Annotated in this window: 19 protein-coding genes and 1 riboswitch; of the genes, 13 read left to right on the top strand and 6 right to left on the bottom strand. The window is 73.3% G+C overall.

Annotated features, from left to right (window positions below; translation table 11 throughout):
* Window positions 1–28: 28 nt before the first annotated feature.
* The gene (locus QBL21_RS29570) at window positions 29–1,024 is read right to left on the bottom strand and encodes an alpha/beta hydrolase (protein WP_407565286.1); all 996 of its coding nucleotides are present in this window, start codon (window positions 1,022–1,024) and stop codon (window positions 29–31) included.
* A 187-nt stretch (window positions 1,025–1,211) separates the two neighbouring features.
* Between QBL21_RS29570 and QBL21_RS29565 the strand changes: the two genes are divergently transcribed.
* Together QBL21_RS29565 and QBL21_RS29560 are read left to right on the top strand one after the other, a co-directional pair.
* Window positions 1,212–1,886 (top strand): response regulator transcription factor, encoded by a 675-nt coding sequence (locus tag QBL21_RS29565; RefSeq protein ID WP_347580527.1) that lies wholly within the window; start codon window positions 1,212–1,214, stop codon window positions 1,884–1,886.
* A gap of 27 nt (window positions 1,887–1,913) precedes the next feature.
* Window positions 1,914–3,155 (top strand): ATP-binding protein, encoded by a 1,242-nt coding sequence (locus QBL21_RS29560; protein ID WP_407565285.1) that lies wholly within the window; start codon window positions 1,914–1,916, stop codon window positions 3,153–3,155.
* A gap of 119 nt (window positions 3,156–3,274) precedes the next feature.
* Here QBL21_RS29560 and QBL21_RS29555 read toward each other — a convergent pair whose 3' ends face one another.
* Window positions 3,275–3,853: a GtrA family protein gene (locus tag QBL21_RS29555; protein ID WP_407565284.1), complete on the bottom strand. Its 579-nt coding sequence runs from the start codon at window positions 3,851–3,853 to the stop codon at window positions 3,275–3,277.
* 148 nt (window positions 3,854–4,001) lie between these two features.
* Here QBL21_RS29555 and QBL21_RS29550 point away from each other — a divergent pair, with 148 nt between their 5' ends.
* The 4 genes from QBL21_RS29550 (at window position 4,002) to QBL21_RS29535 (ending at window position 8,653) form a co-directional block, all read left to right on the top strand.
* A complete protein-coding gene (locus QBL21_RS29550; RefSeq protein WP_407565283.1) occupies window positions 4,002–5,153 on the top strand; it encodes a 5-(carboxyamino)imidazole ribonucleotide synthase in 1,152 nt (383 codons plus the stop codon).
* A gap of 7 nt (window positions 5,154–5,160) precedes the next feature.
* Window positions 5,161–5,679, top strand: a complete 519-nt coding sequence (gene purE / locus QBL21_RS29545) for a 5-(carboxyamino)imidazole ribonucleotide mutase (protein WP_407565282.1) — start codon at window positions 5,161–5,163, stop codon at window positions 5,677–5,679.
* A gap of 98 nt (window positions 5,680–5,777) precedes the next feature.
* Complete coding sequence (locus QBL21_RS29540) at window positions 5,778–6,986, top strand: dipeptidase (protein ID WP_407565281.1); 1,209 nt, start codon at window positions 5,778–5,780, stop codon at window positions 6,984–6,986.
* A 240-nt stretch (window positions 6,987–7,226) separates the two neighbouring features.
* Window positions 7,227–7,420, top strand: a riboswitch (cyclic di-AMP (ydaO/yuaA leader).
* Window positions 7,421–7,423: 3 nt separating this feature from the next.
* On the top strand, window positions 7,424–8,653 hold the full coding sequence (locus tag QBL21_RS29535; protein WP_407565280.1) for a transglycosylase family protein: 1,230 nt from the start codon (window positions 7,424–7,426) through the stop codon (window positions 8,651–8,653).
* A gap of 108 nt (window positions 8,654–8,761) precedes the next feature.
* Here QBL21_RS29535 and QBL21_RS29530 read toward each other — a convergent pair whose 3' ends face one another.
* Window positions 8,762–10,102 (bottom strand): UDP-glucose dehydrogenase family protein, encoded by a 1,341-nt coding sequence (locus QBL21_RS29530; protein ID WP_407565279.1) that lies wholly within the window; start codon window positions 10,100–10,102, stop codon window positions 8,762–8,764.
* A 100-nt stretch (window positions 10,103–10,202) separates the two neighbouring features.
* On the opposite strand from QBL21_RS29530, the gene QBL21_RS29525 reads away from it, so the two are divergent.
* Entirely contained in the window at window positions 10,203–11,564 is a 1,362-nt protein-coding gene (locus QBL21_RS29525; protein WP_407565278.1) for an LCP family protein, read from the top strand.
* 128 nt (window positions 11,565–11,692) lie between these two features.
* Window positions 11,693–12,862 (top strand): acyl-CoA dehydrogenase family protein, encoded by a 1,170-nt coding sequence (locus QBL21_RS29520; protein ID WP_407565277.1) that lies wholly within the window; start codon window positions 11,693–11,695, stop codon window positions 12,860–12,862.
* A gap of 69 nt (window positions 12,863–12,931) precedes the next feature.
* Here the strand turns inward: QBL21_RS29520 and QBL21_RS29515 are convergent, their stop codons facing one another.
* Window positions 12,932–13,870, bottom strand: a complete 939-nt coding sequence (locus QBL21_RS29515; protein ID WP_407565276.1) for a DNA-3-methyladenine glycosylase family protein — start codon at window positions 13,868–13,870, stop codon at window positions 12,932–12,934.
* 161 nt (window positions 13,871–14,031) lie between these two features.
* A complete protein-coding gene (locus QBL21_RS29510) occupies window positions 14,032–15,345 on the bottom strand; it encodes a peptidoglycan recognition protein (protein WP_407565275.1) in 1,314 nt (437 codons plus the stop codon).
* 82 nt (window positions 15,346–15,427) lie between these two features.
* Here QBL21_RS29510 and QBL21_RS29505 point away from each other — a divergent pair, with 82 nt between their 5' ends.
* The 4 genes from QBL21_RS29505 (at window position 15,428) to QBL21_RS29490 (ending at window position 21,614) form a co-directional block, all read left to right on the top strand.
* On the top strand, window positions 15,428–16,171 hold the full coding sequence (locus QBL21_RS29505; RefSeq protein ID WP_407565274.1) for a TIGR03089 family protein: 744 nt from the start codon (window positions 15,428–15,430) through the stop codon (window positions 16,169–16,171).
* Between the two features lie 195 nt (window positions 16,172–16,366).
* Window positions 16,367–17,620, top strand: coding sequence for an LCP family protein (locus QBL21_RS29500; RefSeq protein ID WP_407565273.1), 1,254 nt, complete (start codon window positions 16,367–16,369; stop codon window positions 17,618–17,620).
* 274 nt (window positions 17,621–17,894) lie between these two features.
* Window positions 17,895–19,775, top strand: a complete 1,881-nt coding sequence (locus tag QBL21_RS29495; protein ID WP_407566606.1) for an LCP family protein — start codon at window positions 17,895–17,897, stop codon at window positions 19,773–19,775.
* Window positions 19,776–19,826: 51 nt separating this feature from the next.
* On the top strand, window positions 19,827–21,614 hold the full coding sequence (locus QBL21_RS29490) for an LCP family protein (protein ID WP_407565272.1): 1,788 nt from the start codon (window positions 19,827–19,829) through the stop codon (window positions 21,612–21,614).
* A gap of 123 nt (window positions 21,615–21,737) precedes the next feature.
* Here the strand turns inward: QBL21_RS29490 and QBL21_RS29485 are convergent, their stop codons facing one another.
* On the bottom strand, window positions 21,738–22,769 hold the full coding sequence (locus tag QBL21_RS29485; RefSeq protein WP_407565271.1) for a glycosyltransferase family 2 protein: 1,032 nt from the start codon (window positions 22,767–22,769) through the stop codon (window positions 21,738–21,740).
* A gap of 227 nt (window positions 22,770–22,996) precedes the next feature.
* Here QBL21_RS29485 and QBL21_RS29480 point away from each other — a divergent pair, with 227 nt between their 5' ends.
* On the top strand, window positions 22,997–24,454 hold the full coding sequence (locus QBL21_RS29480) for an LCP family protein (protein ID WP_407565270.1): 1,458 nt from the start codon (window positions 22,997–22,999) through the stop codon (window positions 24,452–24,454).
* Window positions 24,455–24,514 lie beyond the last annotated feature (60 nt).

Below are 24,514 nucleotides of genomic sequence, written 5' to 3'. Positions count from 1 at the left end.
GCCGTACGTGCCGGCCTGCCGCCGGCCGCTAGCCGATCCGCCCCCGCAGCCACCCCTCGATCTCCCCCTCCACCCCCGGCTCCGCCAGCAGCCGCATCCCGTGCGCGTCGCCCGGCACCACCCGCACCCGTACGTCCTCCGCCGGCATCCCCCGCGCCCGCTCCGCCGCCGCCACCGCCTCCGAGTGGTACGCGGGCACGAAGTCCGCCGCCGAGTGCAGCAGCAGCATCGGGGCGTCGTCCCGCCCGGACGCCTCGCTCCGCGGGTCCAGCGACCGCCACGCCCGCCGGCAGGCCGGGTCCGCCGACACCGCGGGCGTGCCGTCCGGTACGCACCCCGCCAGCCGCTCCGCGCTCGCCCGCAGCCGCCGCCCCGCCGCCGTCGCCCCCGGCGCACCGCCGTCCAGCCAGGCCCGGTACGGCGACGCCACCGGCGACAGCGCCACCACCCCGGCGGCGCGTGACGCCCCCGCGCCGTACGTGGCGGCGGCCACGGCGAGCTGCCCGCCCGCCGACGAGCCCAGCACCGCGACCCGCGCCGGATCCACGGCGTACGCGGCGGCGTTGCGCCGCACCCAGCGCAGCGCCGCCACCACGTCGTCGCGCTGCGCCGGCCAGCGGACGTCGGGGGCGAGGCGGTAGCCGGCGTCGAAGACCGCGTAGCCGCGGCGGGCGAAGGCCCGGGCCCGGCCGCCCCAGTCGGTGTCGTACGACCAGTAGCCGCCGTGCAGGATGACGAGCCCGCCGCGCGGTGCCCGCCGCGGCTGCCAGTGGACGGTGACGCGCTGCCGCGGCTCGGGCCCGTACGCCTCGACGCTCCGCCGCGGCGACTGCCCCGCCGCGTGCCCCGTCGAGCGATCCGCCGCAAGCCCCGCCGACCCGTCCGCCGACCGCTCCGCCCCGCGCTCCGCGGCCCGTTCCGGCGCCGCCCCGACCGGCGGCAGCACCCCGGCGGCGAGCGTCGCGGCGGTCCCCAGCGCCGCGACCACGAGCCGCCGCCGCCACCGGACCCGTACCGCAGCCATCGCACCCGCCTCTCCGCGGACCGGCGGCCCGGTGACCTCATGGTCGCCGACAACGTCCCGCCCCGCGATCCGGCAGCCGGGCGAACCGGCGCACGGGCCCCGCCGGGACGTTCGAGCGCGTCCCGGGAGGTGAGCGAACCCGACGCCACCGGCCCACTCTCGGTGACCGGAGGTCTACCATCGCACCATGACCCGAGTACTGCTGGCCGAGGACGACGCGGCCATCTCGGAACCGCTGGCCCGCGCGCTGCGCCGGGAGGGCTACGAGGTGGAGGTCCGCGAAGACGGTCCCACGGCGCTCGGTGCCGGGCTCCGTGGCGGCGTCGACCTCCTCGTGCTCGACCTCGGACTGCCCGGGATGGACGGCCTGGAGGTGTGCCGGCGGCTGCGCGCCGACGGCCACGGCTTCCCGGTACTGGTGCTCACCGCCCGCGCGGACGAGGTGGACACCGTCGTCGGCCTCGACGCGGGCGCCGACGACTACGTCACCAAGCCCTTCCGCCTCGCCGAACTGCTGGCCCGCGTCCGCGCCCTGCTGCGCCGCGGCTCCACCGAGGCGCAGCCGCCGGCCACCCACGGCGTACGCATCGACACCGACTCGCACCGCGCCTGGCTCGGGGACGAGGAGCTTCAGCTCACCGCGAAGGAGTTCGACCTGCTGCGGGTGCTGGTGCGCGACGCGGGCCGGGTGGTCACGCGCGAGCAGTTGATGCGCGAGGTGTGGGACACCACCTGGTGGTCGTCGACCAAGACGCTCGACATGCACATCTCCTGGCTGCGCAAGAAGCTCGGCGACGACGCCGCCAACCCCCGCTACATCGCGACGGTCCGCGGAGTGGGCTTCCGCTTCGAGAAGAGCTAGGCCGGCCGCCCGCGGCCCCCGGCAGCCATGCGCAGAAGGCTCATCAACAGCACCCTGGCGGTGGTGCTCGTCGTCATCGCCGTCTTCGGCGTCTCGCTCGTCATCGTCGAGACCCGGACCATCGAGGCCGCCGCGCACGACCGGGTGCAGTCCGAGGCCGTGCGGCTCTTCAGCGTCGTGGAAGGCAAGATCGCCGACGACGGGCGGGTGACCCGCCAGGCGCTCGCCGGGCAGGTCACCGACGGGCGGTACGCGGAGGTGGAGCTGCCGGGCGGGCCGCCGCTCAAGATGGGGGACCGGCCCGACGGCTCGGTCATCGAGGTCACGGAGACCGGCAGCCGGGGCGAGCGGGTCACGGTCATGGAGGCCCGCGACCGGGTCAACGACGAGCTGGGCCAGACCCTGCTGATCATCTTCGCCGTGGCGCTGCTCGCCGTGGGCGCCGCCGTGCTGCTCGCCGTACGCCAGGCCAACCGCCTCACCGCCCCGCTCACCGACCTCGCCGAGACCGCCGAACGGCTCGGCTCCGGCGACCAGCGCACCCGCCACCGCCGCTACGGCGTCCCCGAACTGGACCGCGTCGCCGACGTGCTGGACGCCAGCGCCGAGCGGATCGCGCGGATGCTCACCGCCGAGCGGCGGCTGGCCGCGGACGCCTCGCACCAGCTCCGTACGCCGCTGACCGCGCTGTCCATGCGGCTGGAGGAGATCGCGCTCACCGACGACCCGGCGACGGTCAAGGAGGAGGCGGCGGTCGCGCTCACGCAGGTCGAGCGGCTGACGGACGTGGTGCAGCGGCTGCTGACCAAGGCCCGGGACCCCAAGGCCGGCGCGGGGATGGGTTTCGACCTGGACGAGGTCGTCAAGCAGCAGATCGAGGAGTGGCGGCCGGCGTACCGCGGCGAGGGGCGGGCGATCGTCCGCTCCGGCAAGCACGACCTGCGCGCGGTGGGCACGCCGGGGGCGGTGGCGCAGGTGCTCGCGACGCTGATCGAGAACGCGCTGATGCACGGCGCCGGCACCGTCGCGCTGCGCACCCGGGTGACGGGCAACCAGGTGGTGGTGGAGGTCACCGACGAGGGCCCGGGCGTGCCCGCGGACCTCGGCTCCCGGGTCTTCGAACGCACGGTCAGCGGGCGCAACTCGACGGGGCTGGGGCTCGCGGTCGCCCGCGACCTGGCGGAGGCGGACGGGGGGCGGCTGGAGCTGGTGCAGCAGAAGCCGACGACGTTCGCGCTGTTCCTCGCGCGGGAGCACGAGCACCACTGAGGGCGCGTACGGGCCGGCACCGAGGGCGCGTAGGGGCCGCACCAAGCGCGCTACCGGCCGCGCGGCGGGCCTGCGGGGGGCTCGTACGGACGGGGGACGGCTCGTACGGAACGCGAACGCTACCGCCGCGCTCCGACCGCCTCTTCCCGCGCCTCCGGCTCCCCGGGCTCCTCCGGCTCCGGCCGGCTGCCGGGGATCCGCACCTCCGCGGCCCGGGCTATCTCACCCGCGTCACCGGCCTCCGCGGGCTCGGCGGGCCTGACCGCGGGCACCGCACGGAACACCCAGCTCCGGTACGACCAGAAGCGGAACAGCGAGGCGACCCCGATGCCGAGGAACTTGAAGATGTTGTTCTGGAGGGGGGTGTCCCAGTGGAACCCGTACGTGGCCACGAACAGCACGCCGTTCTCGATCACGAGCCCCGCCGAGCTGAAGATCACGAACAGGGTGAACTCACGCGGCGGGCGGGTCTTGTCCCGGTCGCGGTACGTGAAGTACCGGAACCCTATGTAGTTGAAGATGATGGCGACGGCCGTCGCGATGATGCTGCAACGGACCACGGGCAGCTCCGTGGTGTTCCGCACGAGGTTGAAGACGGCGAGGTTGACCAGGACGCCGACGCCCCCGACCGCGGCGAACTCGGCCACCTCGCGGCTCAGGCGCCGCAGCCGCGATACCGCAGGGTGCCGTGCACTCATAAAGATCGTCAGACTCCGATGGTCGGTTGCGTTCCCCTGGTCCTGCGTCAGGTCCTGCGCCTTCTCCGGCGTGCCGGCACCCTCATGCTAACCGGGCCCGCCGACGGAGGGGGCGGCTCCGGCCACCGTGGCCGATACCCTGGGGCGTGTGACATTCCCGGTAGTCGGCATGATCGGCGGGGGCCAGCTCGCCCGGATGACCCACCAGGCAGGCATCCCCCTCGGCATCAGATTCAAGCTCCTCAGCGGCACCACCAAGGACTCCGCGGCCCTGGTGGCGGGTGACACGGTGGTCGGTGACCACAGCGATCTGGACACGCTGCGTGAGTTCGCCCGCGGCTGCGACGTGATCACCTTCGACCACGAACACGTACCGACCGGGCATCTGCGCACCCTCCAGGCCGAGGGCGTCGTGGTCCGGCCGGGCCCGGACGCGCTGGTGTACGCGCAGGACAAGGGCGCGATGCGGGCCCGGCTGACGGAGCTGGGCATCCCCTGCCCGCGGCACCGGATCGTGGCCGACCCGGCGGACGCGGCGCGCTTCGCGCGCGAGGGCGGCGGCTTCCCGGTCGTGCTGAAGACGGTGCGCGGCGGGTACGACGGCAAGGGCGTCTGGGTCGTACGCACCGAGGCGGACGCCGCGGAGCCGTTCCGCGCGGGCGTCCCGGTGCTGGCCGAGGAACTGGTCGACTTCCGCCGCGAGCTGGCCGCGAACGTCGTCCGCTCGCCCAGCGGCCAGGCGGTCGCGTACCCGGTGGTGGAGTCCATCCAGGTCGGCGGCGTCTGCGACACGGTCATCGCCCCGGCGCCCGGGCTGGCGCCGGAGACCGCGGTGCGCACGCAGCAGCTCGCGCTGCGGATCGCGATGGAGCTGGACGTCGTGGGCCACCTCGCGGTGGAGCTGTTCGAGGCGGCCGACGCCTCCGGCGGCACCCGGATCCTCGTCAACGAACTGGCCATGCGCCCGCACAACTCCGGCCACTGGACCCAGGACGGCGCCGTCACCTCGCAGTTCGCCAACCACGTGCGCGCCGTGCTCGACCTGCCGCTGGGCGACCCGCGCCCGCGCGCGCCGTGGACGGTGATGGCGAACGTCCTCGGCGGCGACTACCCCGACATGTACCCGGCGTACCTGCACTGCATGGCCCGGGACCCGGGGCTGAAGATCCACATGTACGGCAAGGACGTGAAGCCCGGCCGCAAGGTCGGCCACGTCAACACCTACGGCGACGACCTGGACAAGGTGCGCGAACGCGCCCGCCACGCCGCCGACTACCTCCGGGGGACGATCACGGAATGAGCATCGCATGAGCGCGGAGAACGGCCCGCTGGTCGGCATCGTCATGGGCTCCGACTCCGACTGGCCGGTGATGGAGGCGGCGGCGCAGGCCCTCGCCGAGTTCGAGATCCCGTACGAGGTCGACGTCGTCTCCGCCCACCGGATGCCGCGCGAGATGATCGCCTACGGCGAACAGGCCGCCGCCCGCGGCCTGCGCACCCTCATCGCCGGCGCCGGCGGCGCCGCCCACCTCCCGGGCATGCTCGCCTCCGTCACCCCGCTGCCGGTGATCGGCGTCCCCGTACCCCTGAAGTACCTCGACGGCATGGACTCCCTGCTGTCCATCGTCCAGATGCCCGCGGGCGTCCCGGTCGCCACGGTCTCGGTCGCCGGCGCCCGCAACGCGGGCCTGCTGGCGGCCCGCATCCTGGGCGCCCACGACGAGGACCTCCGCGCCCGGATGACGACGTTCCAGGAGCAACTGAACGAACTCGCCCAGGAGAAGGGCGCCCGGCTGCGCAAGCGGACGCGGGACGGCGCGGCGTAGCGCGCGGATGGTCCCGCGCCGGGCCCACCCCGGTCGTTCGCGCCGACTCCCTGCGCGGATAACGTGGGATCACGCTATCCGCGCAGGGAGGACCACCCATGACCGGCGAACTGCTCGCGCGTGCGCGCGAGGTGCTGCGGGCGCATCCCGTGGTCGACGGGCACAACGACCTTCCCTGGGCGCTGCGCGAGCAGGTGACGTACGACATCGACCGGCGCGACATCGCCGTCGACCAGAGTGCGCGGCTGCACACCGACATCCCGCGGCTGCGGGCCGGCGGGGTGGGGGCGCAGTTCTGGTCCGTGTACGTGAGCACGGAGCTGGCCGGGGACGCCGCCGTCAGCGCGTGCCTGGAGCAGATCGACGTGGTGCGGCGCCTCGTCGACCGCTATCCCGGTGATCTGGCACTCGCCGTGACCGCCGACGAGGTGGAGGCGGCCCGGGTCGACGGGCGGATCGCCTCCCTGATGGGGGCCGAGGGCGGGCACTCCATCGCCAACTCGCTCGCCACCCTGCGCGCCCTGCACCGCCTCGGCGTGCGCTACATGACGCTCACGCACAACGACAACACCGACTGGGCCGACTCCGCCACCGACGAGCCGCGGCACGGCGGGCTCACCGCCTTCGGCGAGGAGGTGGTGCGCGAGATGAACCGGGTCGGGATGCTCGTCGACCTCTCCCATGTGGCGCCGGCCACGATGCGGGCCGCGCTGCGCGTCACGGAGGCACCGGTCGTTTTCTCCCATTCGTCCGCTCGTGCCCTGTGTGACCACCCGCGCAACATTCCTGATGATGTGCTGGAAATGCTCCCGGCCAACGGCGGTGTGGCGATGGCCACGTTCGTGCCGAAGTTCGTCCTGCCGGCCGCCGTGTCGTGGACCGCCGAGGTGGACGAGCACCTGAGCGCGCGGGGCCTGGACCCGTTCGGGGCGGACGACGAAACGGTCCGTGTGCGGAGTGCGTTCGAGGAGGCGAACCCGCGGCCGCAGGCGACGGCCGCGACCGTGGCGGATCATCTGGACCATATGCGCGAAGTGGCAGGAATCGACCATATCGGTATCGGGGGCGACTTCGACGGCACGCCGTTCACCCCCGCCGACCTCGCCGACGTGGCCGGTTATCCGCACCTCGTCGCCGAGCTGCTGGACCGCCGCTGGTCGGAAGAAGACCTGGCCAGGCTCCTGTGGGGCAACGCGCTGCGGGTGCTGCGCGACGCCGAGGCGGCGGCCCGCGAAGTGGCCGCCCGGCGCGGCCCGTCGATCGCCACCATCGAACAGCTCGACGGCCCCGCGGGCACACCGGAGTGACCAGAGTGACATAAGTCACTCACAGAATTCTCATCTCATGGGGCAATGTGTCCGACTCCTCTGAAATCGACAAGTCTCCACTTCGGAGGGGTAATTGAGCGGCGGCGCGTGATGCGGCGATTGTCGCGCTGATTCCGATGTGACGCTCGGAACGGCCTTGGTGACGGTTCACAGCTTGTTCTGATTTCCGCTGTGTGTTTACGGTGCTCGCCGTGCTCGCGCCACCGATGCGGGCACCTCGTCGCCGTAACGCCGAATCCTGTCGGCGGTGACGTGCAGCCACTTTCAGCTTCCACGGCAGGAGCGGGGGACCCAGGTAAGCGCCGGACCGCGCGCAAGCGCGGTACGGCTTGGGGTGAAGCCATGCTCCGCATGGCCGGGCATCTCCAGCTCGAACCCGACAGCTCACCTCGCAGGCGTCGGAGAGGAGCATGTCCATGTCCGCACGCGGACGTCACCGTCGCCTGGGCCGGATAGCCCGGGGCAGCAGGGCCCTCGTCATCACCGCCGGCAGCGCCGGCGTCGCCATCCCCCTGATCGCCGGCGGCCACGCCCAGGCCGCCTCCGTCGACACCTGGGACCGCGTCGCCCAGTGCGAGAGCGGCGGCGACTGGAGCATCAACACCGGTAACGGCTTCTACGGCGGCCTCCAGTTCGTCCAGAGCACCTGGGAGGGCTACGGCGGCACGCAGTACGCGGCGCGCGCCGACCAGGCCACCAAGGAGCAGCAGATCGAGATCGCCGAGAAGGTGCTCGCCTCCCAGGGCCCCGGCGCCTGGCCGGTCTGCTCCGTACAGGCCGGGCTCACCCAGGGCGGCCCCGCCCCGGACCTCTCCACCGGCGGTGGCGAGGAGGCCCAGCAGGAGGCCGAGCCCGAGGCGCAGACCGAGTCCGAGCAGCCCGCCCAGGCCGCGGAGGCCCCGCAGCAGGAGCAGGCCCCGCAGGCGCCGGAGAGGAAGTACGAGAAGGCGGGCACCTACACCGTCGTCTCCGGCGACACCCTGTGGGACATTGCCCGCAAGCACGGCATCGCGGGCGGTTGGCAGTCGATCTACGGGGCCAACAAGGACGTCATCGGCGACGACCCGGACCTGATCTTCCCCGGTCAGAAGTACGAGTTCGACGGCGGCGAAGAGGTCACCCTGGAGGAGCCGGAGGCCGCTCCGGCCGAGCCGTCCGCGGCGCAGCAGGAGGAGCCGGCGGCCGAGGAGCCGCAGCAGGAGGAGGAGCAGCCCGCCGAGGCCGCTCCGGCGGGCGGGTTCTCCGCCCCGATCGACGCCGGCCTGTCCACCGCGTACCGGGCCTCCGGCGGCTCGTGGTCCAGCGGTTACCACACCGGTGTCGACTTCTCCGCCGGCACCGGCACCCCGGTCAAGGCCGTCACCTCCGGCACCGTCGTCAAGGCCGGCAACGGCGCCGACGGCGGCGCGTACGGCATCGCCGTCGTGATCAAGCACGACGACGGCCGCTACAGCCAGTACGCCCACCTGTCGTCCACCTCGGTGAGCGTGGGCCAGAGCGTGGGCGGCGGCGACCAGATCGGTCTGTCCGGCTCCACCGGCAACTCCACCGGGCCGCACCTGCACTTCGAGGTGCGCACCAGCCCGGACTACGGCTCGGACGTCGACCCCGTCGCGTACCTGCGCGACAACGGCGTCTCGATCTGAGGGTCCCCCGTAGGCACGGCGCAGCCCCCCGTTTCCGGCGGAACGGGGGGCCTCGCCGTGTGCGGTCCCCGGGGGCCGGGGGCCGGGCGCTGGGGTCCGGGCGCGGGACTACGCCGCCGGGCGGCCCATGGCGCGGAACGTCCAGCCCGCGGCGCGCCACGGCGCCGGGTCCAGCGTGTTGCGGCCGTCGACCAGGTGCGGGCGGGAGACGACCGTCGCCAGGTGGGCGGGGTCGAGGTCGCGGAACTGCGGCCACTCGGTGAGGTGCAGCACGATGTCGGCGCCGCGCAGCGCCTCTTCCGCCGACTCCGCGTAGCGCAGGGTGGGGAAGACGCGGCGGGCGTTGTCCATGCCCTTGGGGTCGTAGACCGTGACCTGGCCGCCCTGGAGGTGGATCTGCCCCGCGACGTTGAGCGCGGGGGAGTCGCGTACGTCGTCGGAGTCCGGCTTGAACGCCGCGCCCAGCACGCCGATCCGCCGGCCCAGGAAGGAGTCGCCGCAGGCTTCGCGGGCCAGCTCGACCATGTGGGCGCGGCGGCGCATGTTGATCGAGTCGACCTCGCGGAGGAACGTGAGCGCCTGGTCGACGCCGAGTTCGCCGGCGCGGGCCATGAACGCGCGGATGTCCTTGGGCAGGCAGCCGCCGCCGAAGCCGATGCCGGCGCGCAGGAACTTCTTGCCGATCCGGTCGTCGTAGCCGATGGCCTCGGCCAGCTTGACGACGTCGCCGCCCGCGGCCTCGCAGATCTCGGCCATGGCGTTGATGAACGAGATCTTCGTCGCCAGAAAGGCGTTCGCGGAGGTCTTGACCAGCTCGGCGGTCGGGTAGTCCGCGACCACGAACGGCGTGCCGGACTCCAGAGGCGTGGCGTACACCTCGCGCAGCACCGCCTCCGCGCGGTCCGTGGCCACGCCGACGACGATGCGGTCCGGGCGCAGGGTGTCCTCGACGGCGAAGCCCTCGCGCAGGAACTCCGGGTTCCAGGCCAGCTCGGCCTGCTCGCCGGCGGGCGCCAGCTCGGCCAGCCGGCGCGCCAGCCGGGCCGCGGAGCCCACCGGGACCGTCGACTTGCCGACGACCAGACAGGGGCGGGTGAGGTGGGGCGCGAGGGTGTCGATCGCGGCGTCGACGTAGCTCATGTCCGAGCCGTACTCGCCGTGCTTCTGCGGCGTGTTCACGCAGACGAAGTGCACGTCGCCGAAGTCCGCCGCCTCCGCGTACGACGTGGTGAAGCGCAGCCGGCCGGACGAGCCCTCGACCCCGGCCACGTGCCTGCGCAGCAGGTCCTCCAGGCCCGGCTCGTAGATCGGCACCCTGCCGGCGGACAGCAGCTCGACCTTCTCCTTGACGACGTCCAGGCCGAGCACCTCGAAGCCCAGCTCCGCCATCGCGGCGGCGTGCGTGGCACCGAGGTAGCCGGTGCCGATCACCGTGATCTTCAAGGTCATGGTCCTGAGCATAACGTCGGGCCATGACACCCCACCCGGGCAACCATGGGCCCGGGTGCGGAGTCTGACTCATGAACGTGCACTGAAGAGAGTGGGGATCGTGGCGAGGCAGCATCTGGACGGAGCGGGCAGCGGAACCGACGAGCCCGGCACGCCGCGCGCCCGCGAACCGGAGGCGCCGTACGCCGCGGACACCTCGACGGCGGCGCACGCGGCGTACATAGACGCGGCGTTCGGCCCGGACGCGCCGGGCACCGGCACGGGCGCTGACACCGGCACCGACCCCGGCACCGGCGGCAAGCACTGGCCCGGCGGGAGCGACGCCGCCCCCGCGGACCCGTCGACCGCTCCGGGCGGCCCGGCGGATCCGGGCGGCCCCGCCGGCCCTGCCGACCCGGACGACCCCGCCGGCGCCCCCTCGCACGCCGCGCCCCGCCGCCGCATGGGCCGCGGGCGCAAGGTACTGCTCGGTGCCGTGATCATGCTCGTCGCCGGCGTGCTCATGGCCGCCGGTGGGCTCTGGTGGGCGTACGAGCACTACACCGGCCGCGTCGACCGCATCCCGAACGCCTTCCCGACCGGCGTCCCCGAGAAGCACCAGCCGGCGCCGTCCAAGGGCGGCGAAACGTACCTGCTCATCGGGGTCGACGCCCGCTCCGACCTCCCGCTGACCGGCAGCGGCGCCGGCGAGCACTCCTGGGAGCCGGGCGCGCAGCGCAGTGACACGATGATGCTCGTCCACATCCCCGAGGGCCGCGAGGGCGGTTACGTCGTCTCCCTGCCCCGCGACTCCTGGGTGGACATCCCCGGCCAGGGCGACGCCAAGCTCAACGCGGCCTTCTCCTACGGCGGTCCCCCGCTGCTCATCGACACCGTGCAGCGCATGACGAAAGTCAAGATCGACCACCTCGCGGTGATCGACTGGAGCGGCTTCAAGCGGCTCACCGACGCGGTGGGCGGCGTGGACATCACCATCGACGAGACCACCCCCCGCCGCAACGGCGGCGGCGAGTGGACCGCGGGCACCCACCACATGGACGGCGAGACCGCCCTCGACTACGTACGCGAGCGCCACGGCCTGCCCCGCGGCGACCTCGACCGCACCCAGCGGCAGCAGAACTTCCTGCGCGCGGTCATCACCGAGACGATGTCCTCGGACAACTTCTCCAACCCGCTCAAGGTCAAGCGCCTGCTGGACGCGGTGACCGCCACGGTCAGCGTCGACGACCGGTTCTCCGACGGCGCGATGCGCGACCTGATGTGGGACATGAAGGGCGTGCGCTCCGACGACCTGGTGTTCATGAACGCGCCGGTCGCCGGGCTCGACATGATCGACGGCCAGTCGGTGGTGCTGCTGGACGACAAGGCCGGAGACCCGCTGTGGGAGGCCATGCGCAACGACACCATGGCGCAGTACGTCGAGAAGTACCCCACCGACCGCCTGGGCAGCACCGCACCCTGAGCCCCCGCGGCCCCGACGCCCCCGCCGCGCTCCGCCGCTTTGCCGCCCTGTCGCCAACGTCACGTAGGTCCGCTCGCCGCGCACCGCATACCATCGGAACTACTTAACGGTAATTAGCATGCGCGGGAATGGAGAGAGCCTTGGCAGGAGCGTCCGAATTCGACCTGTACCGCCCGGCCGAGGAGCACGACATGCTCCGGGACGCCGTCCGCTCGCTCGCCGAGGCGAAGATCGGGCCCTTCGCGGCCGAGGTGGACGAGGAGGCGCGCTTCCCGCAGGAGGCGCTGGACGCGCTCGTCGCCAACGACCTGCACGCCGTCCACATCCCCGAGGCGTACGGCGGCGCGGGCGCGGACGCGCTGGCGACGGTGATCGTCATCGAGGAGGTCGCGCGCGTCTGCGCCTCGTCCTCCCTCATCCCGGCCGTCAACAAGCTCGGCTCGCTGCCCCTGATGCTCTCCGCCTCGGAGGAGCTGAAGGCCACGTACCTGACGCCGCTGGCGCGCGGCGAGGCGATGTTCTCTTACTGCCTCTCCGAGCCCGAGGCAGGCTCCGACGCCGCCGGCATGAAGACCCGTGCCGTACGGGACGGCGACTCCTACGTCCTCAACGGCGTCAAGCGCTGGATCACCAACGCGGGCGTCTCCGAGTACTACACGGTGATGGCCGTCACCGACCCGGAGAAGCGTTCCAAGGGCATCTCCGCCTTCGTCGTCGAGAAGTCCGACGAGGGCGTCTCGTTCGGCGCCCCGGAGAAGAAGCTCGGCATCAAGGGCTCCCCGACCCGCGAGGTCTACCTCGACAACGTCCGCATCCCCGCGGACCGCATGATCGGCGCCGAGGGCACGGGCTTCGCCACCGCGATGAAGACCCTCGACCACACCCGCATCACCATCGCCGCCCAGGCCCTGGGCATCGCGCAGGGCGCCCTCGACTACGCGAAGGGCTACGTGCGCGAGCGCAAGCAGTTCGGCAAGCCGGTGGCGGACTTCCAGGGCGTGCAGTTCATGCTCGCCGACATGGCCATGAAGATCGAGGCCGCCCGGCAGTTGACGTACGCCGCCGCGGCGAAGTCCGAACGCGGCGACGCGGACCTGACCTTCCAGGGCGCGGCGGCCAAGTGCTTCGCCTCCGACGTGGCGATGGAGGCCACGACGGACGCTGTGCAGCTCCTCGGCGGCTACGGCTACACCCGCGACTACCCGGTGGAGCGCATGATGCGCGACGCCAAGATCACCCAGATCTACGAGGGCACGAACCAGGTCCAGCGCATCGTCATGGCCCGCAACCTCCCCTGACGTCCGAGCCGTCCGCCCCGCCCCGCCCCGCGGCGGGGCGGGGGCCGGCGGCACGGCCGCCGCCGGAGGTCAGAGGCGGGCTATGTCCGGGATGGCGGCCTTCGGTTTGCGGCGTGGGGGCATGCGGCCCAGGAGGCAGATGTAGCGCGTGGCGCGGTGGCGCTGCGCCTGGGTCGCGTACGGGGCGAGCAGTTCGAGCATGCGCTCGTCGTCCGCGTCGCGTTCGCGCAGCAGCGTGAAGCCCACGATGCGGGGCAGGTGCAGGTCGCCCACCGTGACCGCGTCCGCCGCGCCGTTGACGCGCTGGAGGGTTTCCGCCGCCGTCCAGGGGCCGATGCCGGGGATGGCGGTCAGGCGGCGTACGGCCGCGTCGAGGTCCATCTCCGCCGCCGCCTGGAGCGCGCGGGCGCGGCGGACGGCTCGTACGATCGCCGCCGCGCGCTTGCCGTCCACGCCCGCGCGGTGCCATTCCCACGACGGGATCATCGCCCAGCCGTGCGCGTCCGGCATCACCCGCATCCGCAGCTCCGTCCCCGCCGGGCCCGGCGCGGCGGTGCCGTAGCGGTGCAGCAGCAGGCGCCAGGAGCGGTACGCCTCGTCCGTGGTGACCTTCTGCTCCAGCACCGACGGGATCAGCGACTCCAGCACCAGCCCGGTGCGGATCAGGCGCAGTCCGGGGTGGCGGCGGCGGGCCTCGTGGACGATCCGGTGGCGCGGCGTGAACGGCTCGGGGTCGTCCTCCGCGCCCAGCAGCGCCGGCAGTCCGTCCAGCAGCCACTCCGCGCCCGGGCCCCACGCCTCGGCGGCGACCGCGCCGCCCGCGGGGGCGACGCGCAGCGTGCCGGGGCCCGCGGGGGTGCGGCTGGCCCGCCAGATCGCGCCGTCCGCGACGCGGTACGCCGGGTCTCCCGGGCCGCGCCGCAGCACGCCGAGAGTGCGTCCCAGGTCGTACGGGCCGGGGGGCGTCCAGGTCCGGGTGCGGACGCGGTCGTCGGGGGCGGCGGGCATTCGCACGACTCTAGCGCCCGCCACCGACGGCCACGGCGTCGGCCGGGGCCGGGAGTTGCCCGGCCCGGCCGGCGCCGGTACGGCGGCCGGGTCCGGGCGCCCGCGCGGTCCCGCACTGCCCGCACGGCCGCACCGCCCCGAGGGACTGCCGCGCCCTGTGCTCAGCGGCGGCCCTGGTAGTTCGCCGAACTCGTACGCGCCGCGCCCAGCCGGTCGTACAACCGCACCCCCGGGCAGCTCGTCGCGAAGCCGTCCCGGTGGCCCGAGATGACGTTCAGCCTGACCTTCGTCCCGCTGGTGTACTTGCCGCCGCTCGACACCTTCGTCTGCCTGCTCTCCGGGTTCTTGCCGAAGAGGCCCAGCTTCCACGCCGTCAGCCGCGACACGGCGTTGACCGCGGACCGGGACGGCGCCGAGGAGTCGTAGCTGCCGAGGACGGCGATGCCGGTGCTGTTGTGGTTGAAGCCGTACGTGTGCGCCCCCAGGACCGCGCGCGTGACGCCGCCCGCCCGGCCCTCGTAGACGCGGCCGCACTTGTCGACGAGGAAGTTGTAGCCCAGGTCGGCCCAGGCCAGGCTCTGGGTGTGGTAGCGGTAGATGCCGCGGATCAGGCTCGGGGCCTGGCTACAGCGATAGTTGTTGCCCGTCGCCGAGTGGTGCACGAAGGCGATGTTCACGGTCTTCGTGTACTTGAGCGCCCGCTCCCGCCGGCTCTCGTCCGCACCCCACCCCTTGCGCGTGACGATCCGCGGTCGCGGGCCGACGAACGGCCGGCCGGCGGCGGGCAGGGCGGGGTTGAGGCGGGCGGCGTCGGCCTCGGACCGGGCCTTGGTCTGCTCGGCGATCTCGGCGGCGCCGCCGGCGGTCACCCTGTCCGTCCCCTGCCCGGCCGTGCCCGGGTCGATCAGCTCGGCGCTCAGCCCTCTCGGCAACGCCGCCGCGCCCGCCGTGCCCGCCTGCCGCGCCCGTGCACCCGCCGCCTCCGGCAGGACGCGGACCTCGACCCCCGCCGAGTCGCCCACCCACAGCGGCGCCGTGCCGCCGCGCCGGGCCGCGGGGTCGCCCTCGGCGGAGCCGGGGTCGGGGGCGTCGGCGCCGTGGGCTTCGAGGTCCTGCCAGCCGGACCACCGGCCGGTCTCCGCGGACCTGGCCCGTACCTGCACGCGCGCAGGCAGCTTCGCTGCCGGGTCCTTCCAGACGACGCCGACCATGGTGAACGGCTCGGTGTCCGGCTTCGACAGGCCCACGGTGCCCGCACCCGGGCCGCGCGAGGACGAGTCGAGGGGAGCGAGCGGCAGGGACTGCGTACGGCCGCCCGCCCGCTCGGCCTGCGCGGCTCGCTCTGCCCGCTCGGCCTGTTCGGCCTGACGGACCGCGGCCGCCGGCGCGGACGCGGACACTGCCGCGGCCGGCGTCAGCGGGGCGAGCAGCGCGGCGGTGGATATGGCGATGACCGAAGAAGAAAATGCGTACATAAAACGCATCCTTCCCACACCACCCACGGCTGTCCATTTGCCCCTGCCGGACGGAGTAACGCGACGGCGTAACCTGACGGCGATGAACCCCACCGCCGCCACCCCCGCCGCCCTGCTCGACGCCGCCCTCGCCACCGACCCGGCCCGCCCCCTGGTCACGTACTACGACGACACCACCGGCGAGCGCGTCGAACTGTCCGTCGCCACCTTCGCCAACTGGGTGGCCAAGACCGCGAACCTCCTCCAGGGCGACCTCGCCGCCGAGCCCGGCGACCGGCTCGCGCTGCTCCTGCCCGCCCACTGGCAGACCGCCGTCTGGCTGCTGGCCTGCGCCGCGACCGGCGTCACCGCGGTGCCCGCCGACCCCGACCCGGCCGCCGCGGACCTCGTCGTCAGCGGCCCCGACGCGCTGGAGCAGGCCCGCGCCTGCACCGGCGAGCGGATCGCGCTCAGCCTGCGCCCGCTCGGCGGCCGGTTCCCGCAGCCGCCGGAGGGCTTCCTCGACTACGCCGCGGAGGTGCCCGGCCAGGGCGACCGCTTCCAGCCGTACGCCCCCGCCGACCCGGACGCGCCGGCGCTCGCCGTGGCGGGCGCGGAGTTCACCGGCGGCGAACTGGTCGCGCGCGCCCACGCGGACGCCGAGTCGCGCGCGCTGGCGCCGGGCTCCCGCACGCTGTCGACGCTGGGCTACGACACGTGGGAAGGGCTCTCCGCGGGGCTGTACGCCCCGCTGGCCGCCGGCGCCGCCGTGGTGCTCTGCCCGTACCTGGACCGGCTCTCGCCCGAGCGGCAGGAGAAGCGCAGGGCCGACGAGCGCGTCTCGTAACGCCGCCTGACGACCGGGCCCCGGCGCGGCGCCCGGTCACGCTCTCCCCGGCCGCGCCCCGGGGCGACGCGCGCGGGCGAAGTTATCGGCCGTAGCGCCTCATTCGTGATGCGATGTACCGAATGCGGCGGGCCGTACGACCCGGGGGTGCCCGGCCGTCCGCACAAGTGGACACCGGCCGAGTGAGTGTGAGGGATGGGCGCAGACGAGACCGGCCCGCGGGAGGGCACTCCCGCGAGCCCCGGCGACCCCGACGATCCCGGGGATCCCGGCGGCCCTGGCGGACCCGGCGGACCCGGCGGACCCGAAGATCCCGGGCCGCACCCCGCCCGCGCCCCCCGCGGCCCGCTGCGGCCCCGCCGCCCGCACAGCCGCCGCCGCGTCCTCCTCCGCCGCGCCGGCGTCGGCCTCGCCCTGTTCGTCCTCACCCTCTCCGGCGTCGGCTGGTACTTCTACCAGCGCTTCGACAGCAACATCACCGTCGACTCCGCCACCGCCCGCGAGCTGAAGCGCTACGAGGAGGAGCGCCCCGCGCCCGCCGCCAGCGGGGCCACCAACGTCCTCATCATTGGCTCCGACTCACGCGCGGGCACCGACCGCTACGGCCACGACACCGGCGTCGAACGCTCCGACACCGCCGTCCTCCTGCACCTCGCCGGCGACCGGGACAGCGTCACCGCCGTGAGCATCCCGCGCGACCTCATGGTCAAGATCCCCGACTGCCGCCGCCCCGGCGGCGGGTCGAGCGGCCGGCAGGTCAACCAGTTCAACTTCAGCTTCGCCTACGGCGGTGCCGCCTGCACGATCCGGGTGGTGGAGAAGCTCGTCGGCGCGCGCGTCGACCACCACGTCATCGCCGACTTCCAGGGCTTCAAGAAGGTCGTGGACGCGGTCGACGGCGTCGAGGTGTGCCTGCCGAAACCGATGCACGACAAATCGGCCAAGCTGCGGCTGCCCGCCGGCCGCCAGGTGCTCGGCGGAGAGCAGGCGCTCGGCTACGTACGGGCCCGCAAGTCCCTCGACGGCGGCAGCGACACGCAACGCATGGCGAGGCAGCAGGAGTTCATGGCCTCGCTCGTGAACAAGGTGCAGAGCAACGGTGTGCTGTTCAACCCGATGCGGCTCGCCCCGCTGCTGGACGCGGTGACCTCCGCGCTCACCGCCAACGAGGAGCTGTCGTCGCTCGCCGAGCTGTACGACCTCGTCCGTATCGTGCGCGACGTGCCGCGCGAGCGCGTGCACTTCCTGACCGTGCCGCGCCGCCCGTACCGCCTCGACTCCAACCGCGACGAACTGGTGCAGCCGGCGGCGGGCGAGCTGTTCGAGGCGCTGCGCTCCGACAGCGTCGTGCGCTTCGTCTCGGAGGGCCGGAAGGCCGAGCGGAAACGGGACTCCGACGCGCCGCCCGTCTTCAAGGGAACAACCCCTGTGGATGACATCTGCCGATAGAGCGGATCAACGCGCACAAGGGGGGCACGGTGTATGGAGGGGATGAGCGGGATGTCCTGTTACGAGTGCGTGGAATTTGTCACGGGCGTCGCCAGTCGTCGAAAGAGGCGGCTAGTGTGAGCCGACCGGCCGCCTGACAGGCGGTCGTCGAGCTTGTGCAGGAAGACCGGGCGCCGGCGGGGGAGGCGCTGACCGAGCGATGTGAGGGACCCAAGCGACCGTGGATGGGCGAGGCCGTGGACACGCCGGCGAGGTCGACCCCGCCGATCAGTGGGTGTTCAATCCGGAGACCGGCAGCTACGAGCTGCGGCTCGACCCGCAGACCCCGGGCAGACAGGGCCCCCAGCCCCACGGCCAACACGCACCGGGTCCGCACGGTCACGCCCCGCAGGGGTACGACGGCCGGCACCAGCCGCAGCAGCAGTACATCCCGCAGCAGAACGGCCAGCCGCCGCACGGCCAGCCGCCGCACGGCCAGGCCCCGGGCCCCCAGCACGCGCAACCCCAGCACGCGCAACCTCAGCACGGCCAGCCCAACCCCGGCCACCCCCAGCACGGCCGGCCGCAGCCCGGCGGCCAGCACGCCCAGCCCTCGCCGGCGGACGCCCCCGAACACCCCCAGGAGCCCCGCCTGCCGTCCCAGCGCCGCCGCGGCGCGGCGGGCGGCTCCGGCGGCTCCGGTACGGGATCGGGGCCGGGGTCCGGCTCGCCGCCCGACGGCCCGCGCAGCCGCCGCCGTCCCAAGCCACGCAAGAGCCGCAAGAAGAAGGCGCTCATCTGGACCGCCGGCGGCCTCGCGCTGGTGCTCTTCCTCGTCGGCACCGCCGCGTTCCTCATCTACCGCAAGCTCAACGGCAACATAGACAAGGTCGACGTCGCCGGCGAGGACCACGCCGCGGTCATCGACGGCCCCGTCAACATCCTCGTGATGGGCACGGACAAGCGCACCGGCAAGGGCAACACCAGCTACGGCGACACCAACAGCCCCGGCCACGCCGACACCACGCTGCTGTTCCACGTCTCCGAGGACCGCACCAACGCCACCGCGCTGAGCATCCCGCGGGACATGATCACCGACATACCGGACTGCAAGACCAAGCAGGACGACGGGAGCTGGAAGACCATCCCGGGGACGTACGGGACGAAGTTCAACGAGAGCCTCGGGCAGTACGGCCGCGATCCCGGCTGCACCTGGAAGACCGTCGAGAAGCTGACCGGTCTCGACGTCAACCACTTCATCCTCGCGGACTTCAACGCCGTCAAGGACCTGTCCAGCGCGGTCGGCGGCGTCGAGGTGTGCCTCGCCGAGGACATCGACGACCCCAAGTCGAAGCTCAACCTGCCCGCCGGCCGGCACACGATCGAGGGCGAGGAGGCGCTCGCCTTCGTCCGCACCCGCTACTCGGTCGGCTTCGGCAGCGACCTGAGCCGGATCGAACTCCAGCAGCAGTTCCTCAGCTCGCTCATCCGCAAGATGAAGTCCGGCGGCTCGCTGAGCAATCCGAAGAAGCTCTACGACCTCGCCGACGCCGCCACCAAGGCGCTCACCGTCGACTCCGGCATCGGCAGCGCGAAGAAGCTCATGGACCTGGCCAACGACCTCAAGAAGGTCCCGCAGGACGAGATTACTTTCGCGACTTTGCCCGTCCTGGACAACCCTGAGGACGAGGCGACCGTCGTAATGGACGAGGCCAAAGCCAAGCCGCTCTTCAAGCTGCTGGACGCGGACAAGCCGTTCGACGGGGCGAAGAAGGGCAAGAAGGACAAGCCGGTGAAGAAGGCGAAGCCCGAGGAGGTGAGGGTCGAGGTCGTCAACGGCGGTGGGGAGTCCGGCATGGCGTCGGCCACCGCCACCTGGCTGCTGGACGAGGGCGTGGGCTACGCCGTCGAGGCGGGGAACGCCTCGGACATTCCCGAGACCAGGCTTGAGTACGCACCCGACCAGGCCGACCAGGCCGCGCGGCTCGCCGACATGATGGGACTGCCGAAGAAGGCCATGAAGAAGACGGGGGAGAACGCAGGGGTCGAAGGGGCCATGACGCTCACGCTCGGCGAGGACTTCGCCGCGCCGGGCACCCCGGTCGAGGCGCCGGACAAGGCGCCCGACGGCGTGCAGAACGTCAAGGCCGACGACAAGAACGTCTGTGCGAAGTGAGGCGTACGTGCGGACTGGACACCGCACGTCCGCCATCGACCAGGAGGCCCCATGCGCCGCAGCAATGTCCGCGGTAGCGGAGCGAACGGTCGCCCCGACAGAGCCCGCGAGCTGGGCTGGGACGACACTCTGTACGAAGACCCGGACGCGCCGGGGATGCCGCGGCAGCGAGGCTACGCGCGTCACACCGACGACCGCGACCCGCGGCACGCCGACCACCACGACGGCCACCACGACGGCCACCGCGACGGCCCGGGCCCCCACGGCCCCGAGGGCCGCGCCGAAAGCCACCCCGACGGGCCCGACGACGGCGCCGACGACGGCGGACCGCCGCGGCGGCGGCCCCGCCGCGGGCTGCGTATCGCCCGGTGGTTCTTCGGCATCCTCGCCTTCCTCATACTCGGCACCGCGGCCGCGGGCTACCTCTACTACCGCGATCTGAACAACAACCTGGAGAAGGACCCCCTCAACCTCGGCAAGAACAAGCTCGACGAGAAGCAGCCCAACGCCGAGGGCCAGACCCCGCTGGACATCCTGCTCCTCGGCTCCGACAGCCGGAACTCCGACGAGAACGTCCGCCTCGGCGGCGCCCGCGCCGACCGCGGCCGCAAGCCGCTGGCCGACGTGCAGATGCTGCTCCACGTCTCCGCGGACCGCAGCAACATGTCCGTGGTCAGCGTCCCGCGCGACACCCGGGTGACGATCCCCGAGTGCACCGACCCCGAGGACGGCACCGTCTACCCCGAGACCACCGGCGAGACCATCAACACCAGCCTCCAGCACGGCGGTCCGGGCTGCACCGTCGCCGCCTGGGAGACCATGACCGGCGTCTCCATCGACCATTTCATGATGATCGACTTCGCCGGCGTGGTGAGCATGGCCGACGCGGTGGGCGGCGTCCCCGTCTGCGTACGGGACAACGTCTACGACGAGGACTCCGGGCTGCGCCTCGAAGAGGGCGAGACGACCATCAAGGGCGAGCAGGCGCTGCAATGGCTGCGCACCCGGCACGGCTTCGAGGACGGCAGCGACATCGGGCGCACCCACGCGCAGCACCAGTACATGAACTCGATGGCCCGCCAGCTCAAGGAGGGCGCCAAGCTCTCCGACCCCGGCAAGCTCCGCCGCCTCGCCGAGGCGGCGACCAACGCGCTCACCGTCGACGACGGCCTGGGCTCGCTGAAGGAGCTGTACGACCTCGGCAACGACATCAAGCGGGTGCCGGCCGAACGCATCACGATGACGACGATGCCGTGGGTGCCGGACCCGCAGAACAACGCGCACGTCGTACCCAACGAGGAGGACGCGGCGCAGGTCTGGTCCATGCTCCGCAACGACGTCGCCTTCGACGGCAAGGACAAGCCCAAGAAGAAGAAGCCCGACGACCTCGTCGCCGAGGCCGAGCCGAAGGCGGACATCCCCGTCGTCGTGCAGAACGGCACGGGCACCGCCATGTACGCCCCGGTCACCGGCCGGGCCGGTGACATCGCCCAGGTGCTCGCCGGCGACGGCTTCACGCAGGCCGCCACCGACGCCACGCCCAAGTCGCAGGCCGACACCACGGTCTCGTACGCGACCGAGGAGCAGCACGCGAACGCCCTGGCCGTGGCCAAGGCGATCGGGCTGCCCGACCGGGCGGTGAAGCAGTCCAGCGGCGTCGACCAGGTCACGCTGGTCGTCGGCGCCGACTGGCGGGAGGGCAACGCCTTCCCCGCGACCGAGGACGACGACAAGGGCGGCGAGGAGACGGGGCCGGAGAAGGCCCCGGAAAGCTCCAACCCGCTGGCCGGCAGCAACAAGAAGGCGTGCATGGACGTCAACCCGTCGTACACCTGGTGACGCGCCGGCCCCGCCCGCGAGCGCGGGCGGGGCCGGACGGCGGTCGGCGGGGAGACGGGCGGAAGGCCCGGCGGGGTGTCCGGCGGAGAGTGCGCCGGGGTGCGTGTCCGGGAGTGCGGCGGGTCAGCCGGCCGTGACCGCGGGGCGGCGGCTGGCGATCACCTTCTGCGCCAGCGACCGCGGGCTGGTGAGGAACCCCCAGCCCCACGACATGTGCATCGTGGCCAGCGCCACCGGGATCTGGAGCCGCGCCCGCGCCGGCAGCCCGCGCCCCGCGGGCACCGAGCCGGCCGCGATCCCCGCGGCGTACGCGAGCGGCACCGCCAGCCCCAGCGGCGTCAGCGGCGTGACCAGCACCCCCGCGGCGATCCCCGCGAGGGCGGCGGGCGGCGCGAGGTAGCGCGGGTTGATCGAGCCCTTGTGGTAGCGCGCGACGACGCGGCGCCAGCGGCCGTAGTCCTTGTACTGCTTGGCCAGGGCCCGCAGGGTCGGCCGCGGCCGGTACGAGACCATCAGCTCCGGCGAGAACCAGATCGCCCCGCCGGCCGAGCGGATCCGGAAGTTCAGCTCCCAGTCCTGCGCCCGGATGAACTCCTCGTTGTACCCGCCCTGCCGCTCCAGCGCCTCCCGGCGGAAGACGCCGAGATAGACGGTGTCCGCGGGCCCCGCCTCGCCGCCGGTGTGGAACGCGGCGTTCCCCACCCCGATGCGCGCGGTCATCGCCGCGGCGACGGCCTGCTCCCAGGCCGTCTCGCCCTCGGCGTGCATGATGCCGCCGACGTTCTGCGCGCCGGTCTCGGCCAGCAGCCGCACGGCGGTGGCGATGTAGCCGGGGGAGAGCATGCCGTGGCCGTCGACGCGGACCACGACCGGGTGCCGGGACGCCTTGATGGCGGCGTTGAGCCCGGCGGGCGTACGGCCCGTGGGGTTCGGCACCGTGTGCACCCGGCAGCGGGGGCTGTCGGCGGTCTCGCGGACCAGCTCGGCGGCGATTGCGTCGGTGCCGTCCGTGGACGGGCCGAGGGCGATGACGACCTCCAGGTCGCCTTCGTAGTCCTGCTCCAGGATGTGCCGCACCGCCTCGCGGAGGTGCCGCTCCTCGTTGAGCACCGGCATGATCACGGAGACCGCGGGGGGTGTCGGGAAGTCGCTCATAGCGCCGCTCAGGTTACCGCGAACGGGGGATCGGGGCGTGCCCGCAGGGTGGCGTTAAGCGTACGGACGGCGTGTGCGGGGAAGGACGGCGCCTACGTCCATACCGTGGGCGGGTCCGTGCCCCGTGCCACGGCCTGCCGCGCAGACGTCCACGGGCCCCCTACACCGACGTACCCCCCCCGAGCCCCCCCGAGCCCCGCCCGAGCCCCGCCGGAGGTCCCCCCACCGTGCCTGCCCCGTCCGAGAAGCGCCCGCGCTGGGGTCTGCGGATCGCCACCGCGCTGTCCCTGCTGCTGCTGGCCACCGGCGGGGCCGGGTACTTCCTGCTCAGCTCCATCGGCTCCGGCATCCACCGGGTCGACGCCTTCCGCGGGATCTCCGACCGCCCCCGGGAGGGCCACGGGCTCAATTTCCTCGTCGCCGGCGTCGACCGCCGCGACACCGTGAGCGAGGAGGAGCGGCGCAAGTACCGCCTCGGCGGCGAGCCGTGCAACTGCACGGACGCGCTGATGCTCGTCCACCTTTCGCGGGACCGCGGGCGCGCGAGCGTGGTCAGCATCCCGCGCGACAGCTACGTCGAACTGCCGCCGCACACCAACCGCGCCCTCGGCGAACGGCGCTCCGCGCACCCGGCGAAGGTCAACGCGGCGTACACGCACGGCGGCCCGCCGCTGACCGTACGCGCCGTGGAGAAACTGTCCGGGGTGCACATCGACCACTACGTGGAGATCGACTTCGCGGCGTTCATGAAGACGGTGGACGTGGTCGGGGGCGTGCAGGTGTGCACGCAGCGCCCGCTGCGCGACAAGTACTCCGGTCTCGACCTGCCCGCCGGCACCAGCAGCCTCGACGGCGGGGAGGCGCTGGCGTACGTACGCGCCCGGCATCTGGACGGCGCGTCCGACATGGGCCGGATGAAGCGCCAGCAGCGCTTCCTGGCCGCCGTCATCGACAAGCTCACCGGCACCAGCGGCCTGATGAACCCGCTGCGCTTCCGCGAGGTCGGCTCGACGCTGCTGGGCTCGGTGCGTACGGACGCGTCGCTCGACACCGGCGCGGTCTTCGCGCTGGGCAAGGCGCTGCACGGGTTCTCGCCGGGGTCGTCGGAGTTCGCGACGGTGCCGGTGGCGGACATGGGCTACGAGGTGCAGGGGCTCGGCACGACGGTCAGATGGGACGAGGAGCGGGCCCGGCGGCTCTTCGACCGGCTGCGCGAGGACAGGCCGCTCAAGCCGCGCCGCGGCGACTCCGGCGACTCCGGCGGCCGCAAGGGCAAGGGCAAGGGCGACGGCGCGGGCGGGAAGGGGAAGGCGACGCCGGTGGAGGTGCCGCCGGAGCGGATCCGGGTGCAGGTGGCGAACGGCACAGCGGAGAACGGCCTCGGCGGCCGGGTGGACCGGTCGCTGGCGCGCACCGGCTTCGCCACGACCGGGGCTCCCACGACGGCGGAGCGGACGGACCGTACGGTCGTCACGTACGACCCGGAGTGGGACCGCTCCGCCCGCTCCCTGGCCGCCGCCCTGCCGCACGCGAAGCTGGCCCCGGCCGCGGGCCACGGCGCGGTCATGACGGTCACGCTGGGCGTGGACCACGAGAAGGTGCACCGGGTACGGCCCGCGGACCCGATCCTGGACGGCGCGGACGTCTGGTCGGCGGTCACGGGCGACGAGGTGCTCTGCACCTGACGCCTCCGGCGAGGGCGGCGGAGGAGGCGGAGGCGGCGGGGACGTTGGGTGGGGGTCCGG

Source organism: Streptomyces sp. 184, assembly GCF_045781775.1.
GTDB lineage: Bacteria > Actinomycetota > Actinomycetes > Streptomycetales > Streptomycetaceae > Streptomyces.
Note: the sequence above shows the minus strand (reverse complement) of the source record. Positions and strands in the feature narration are given on the sequence as shown.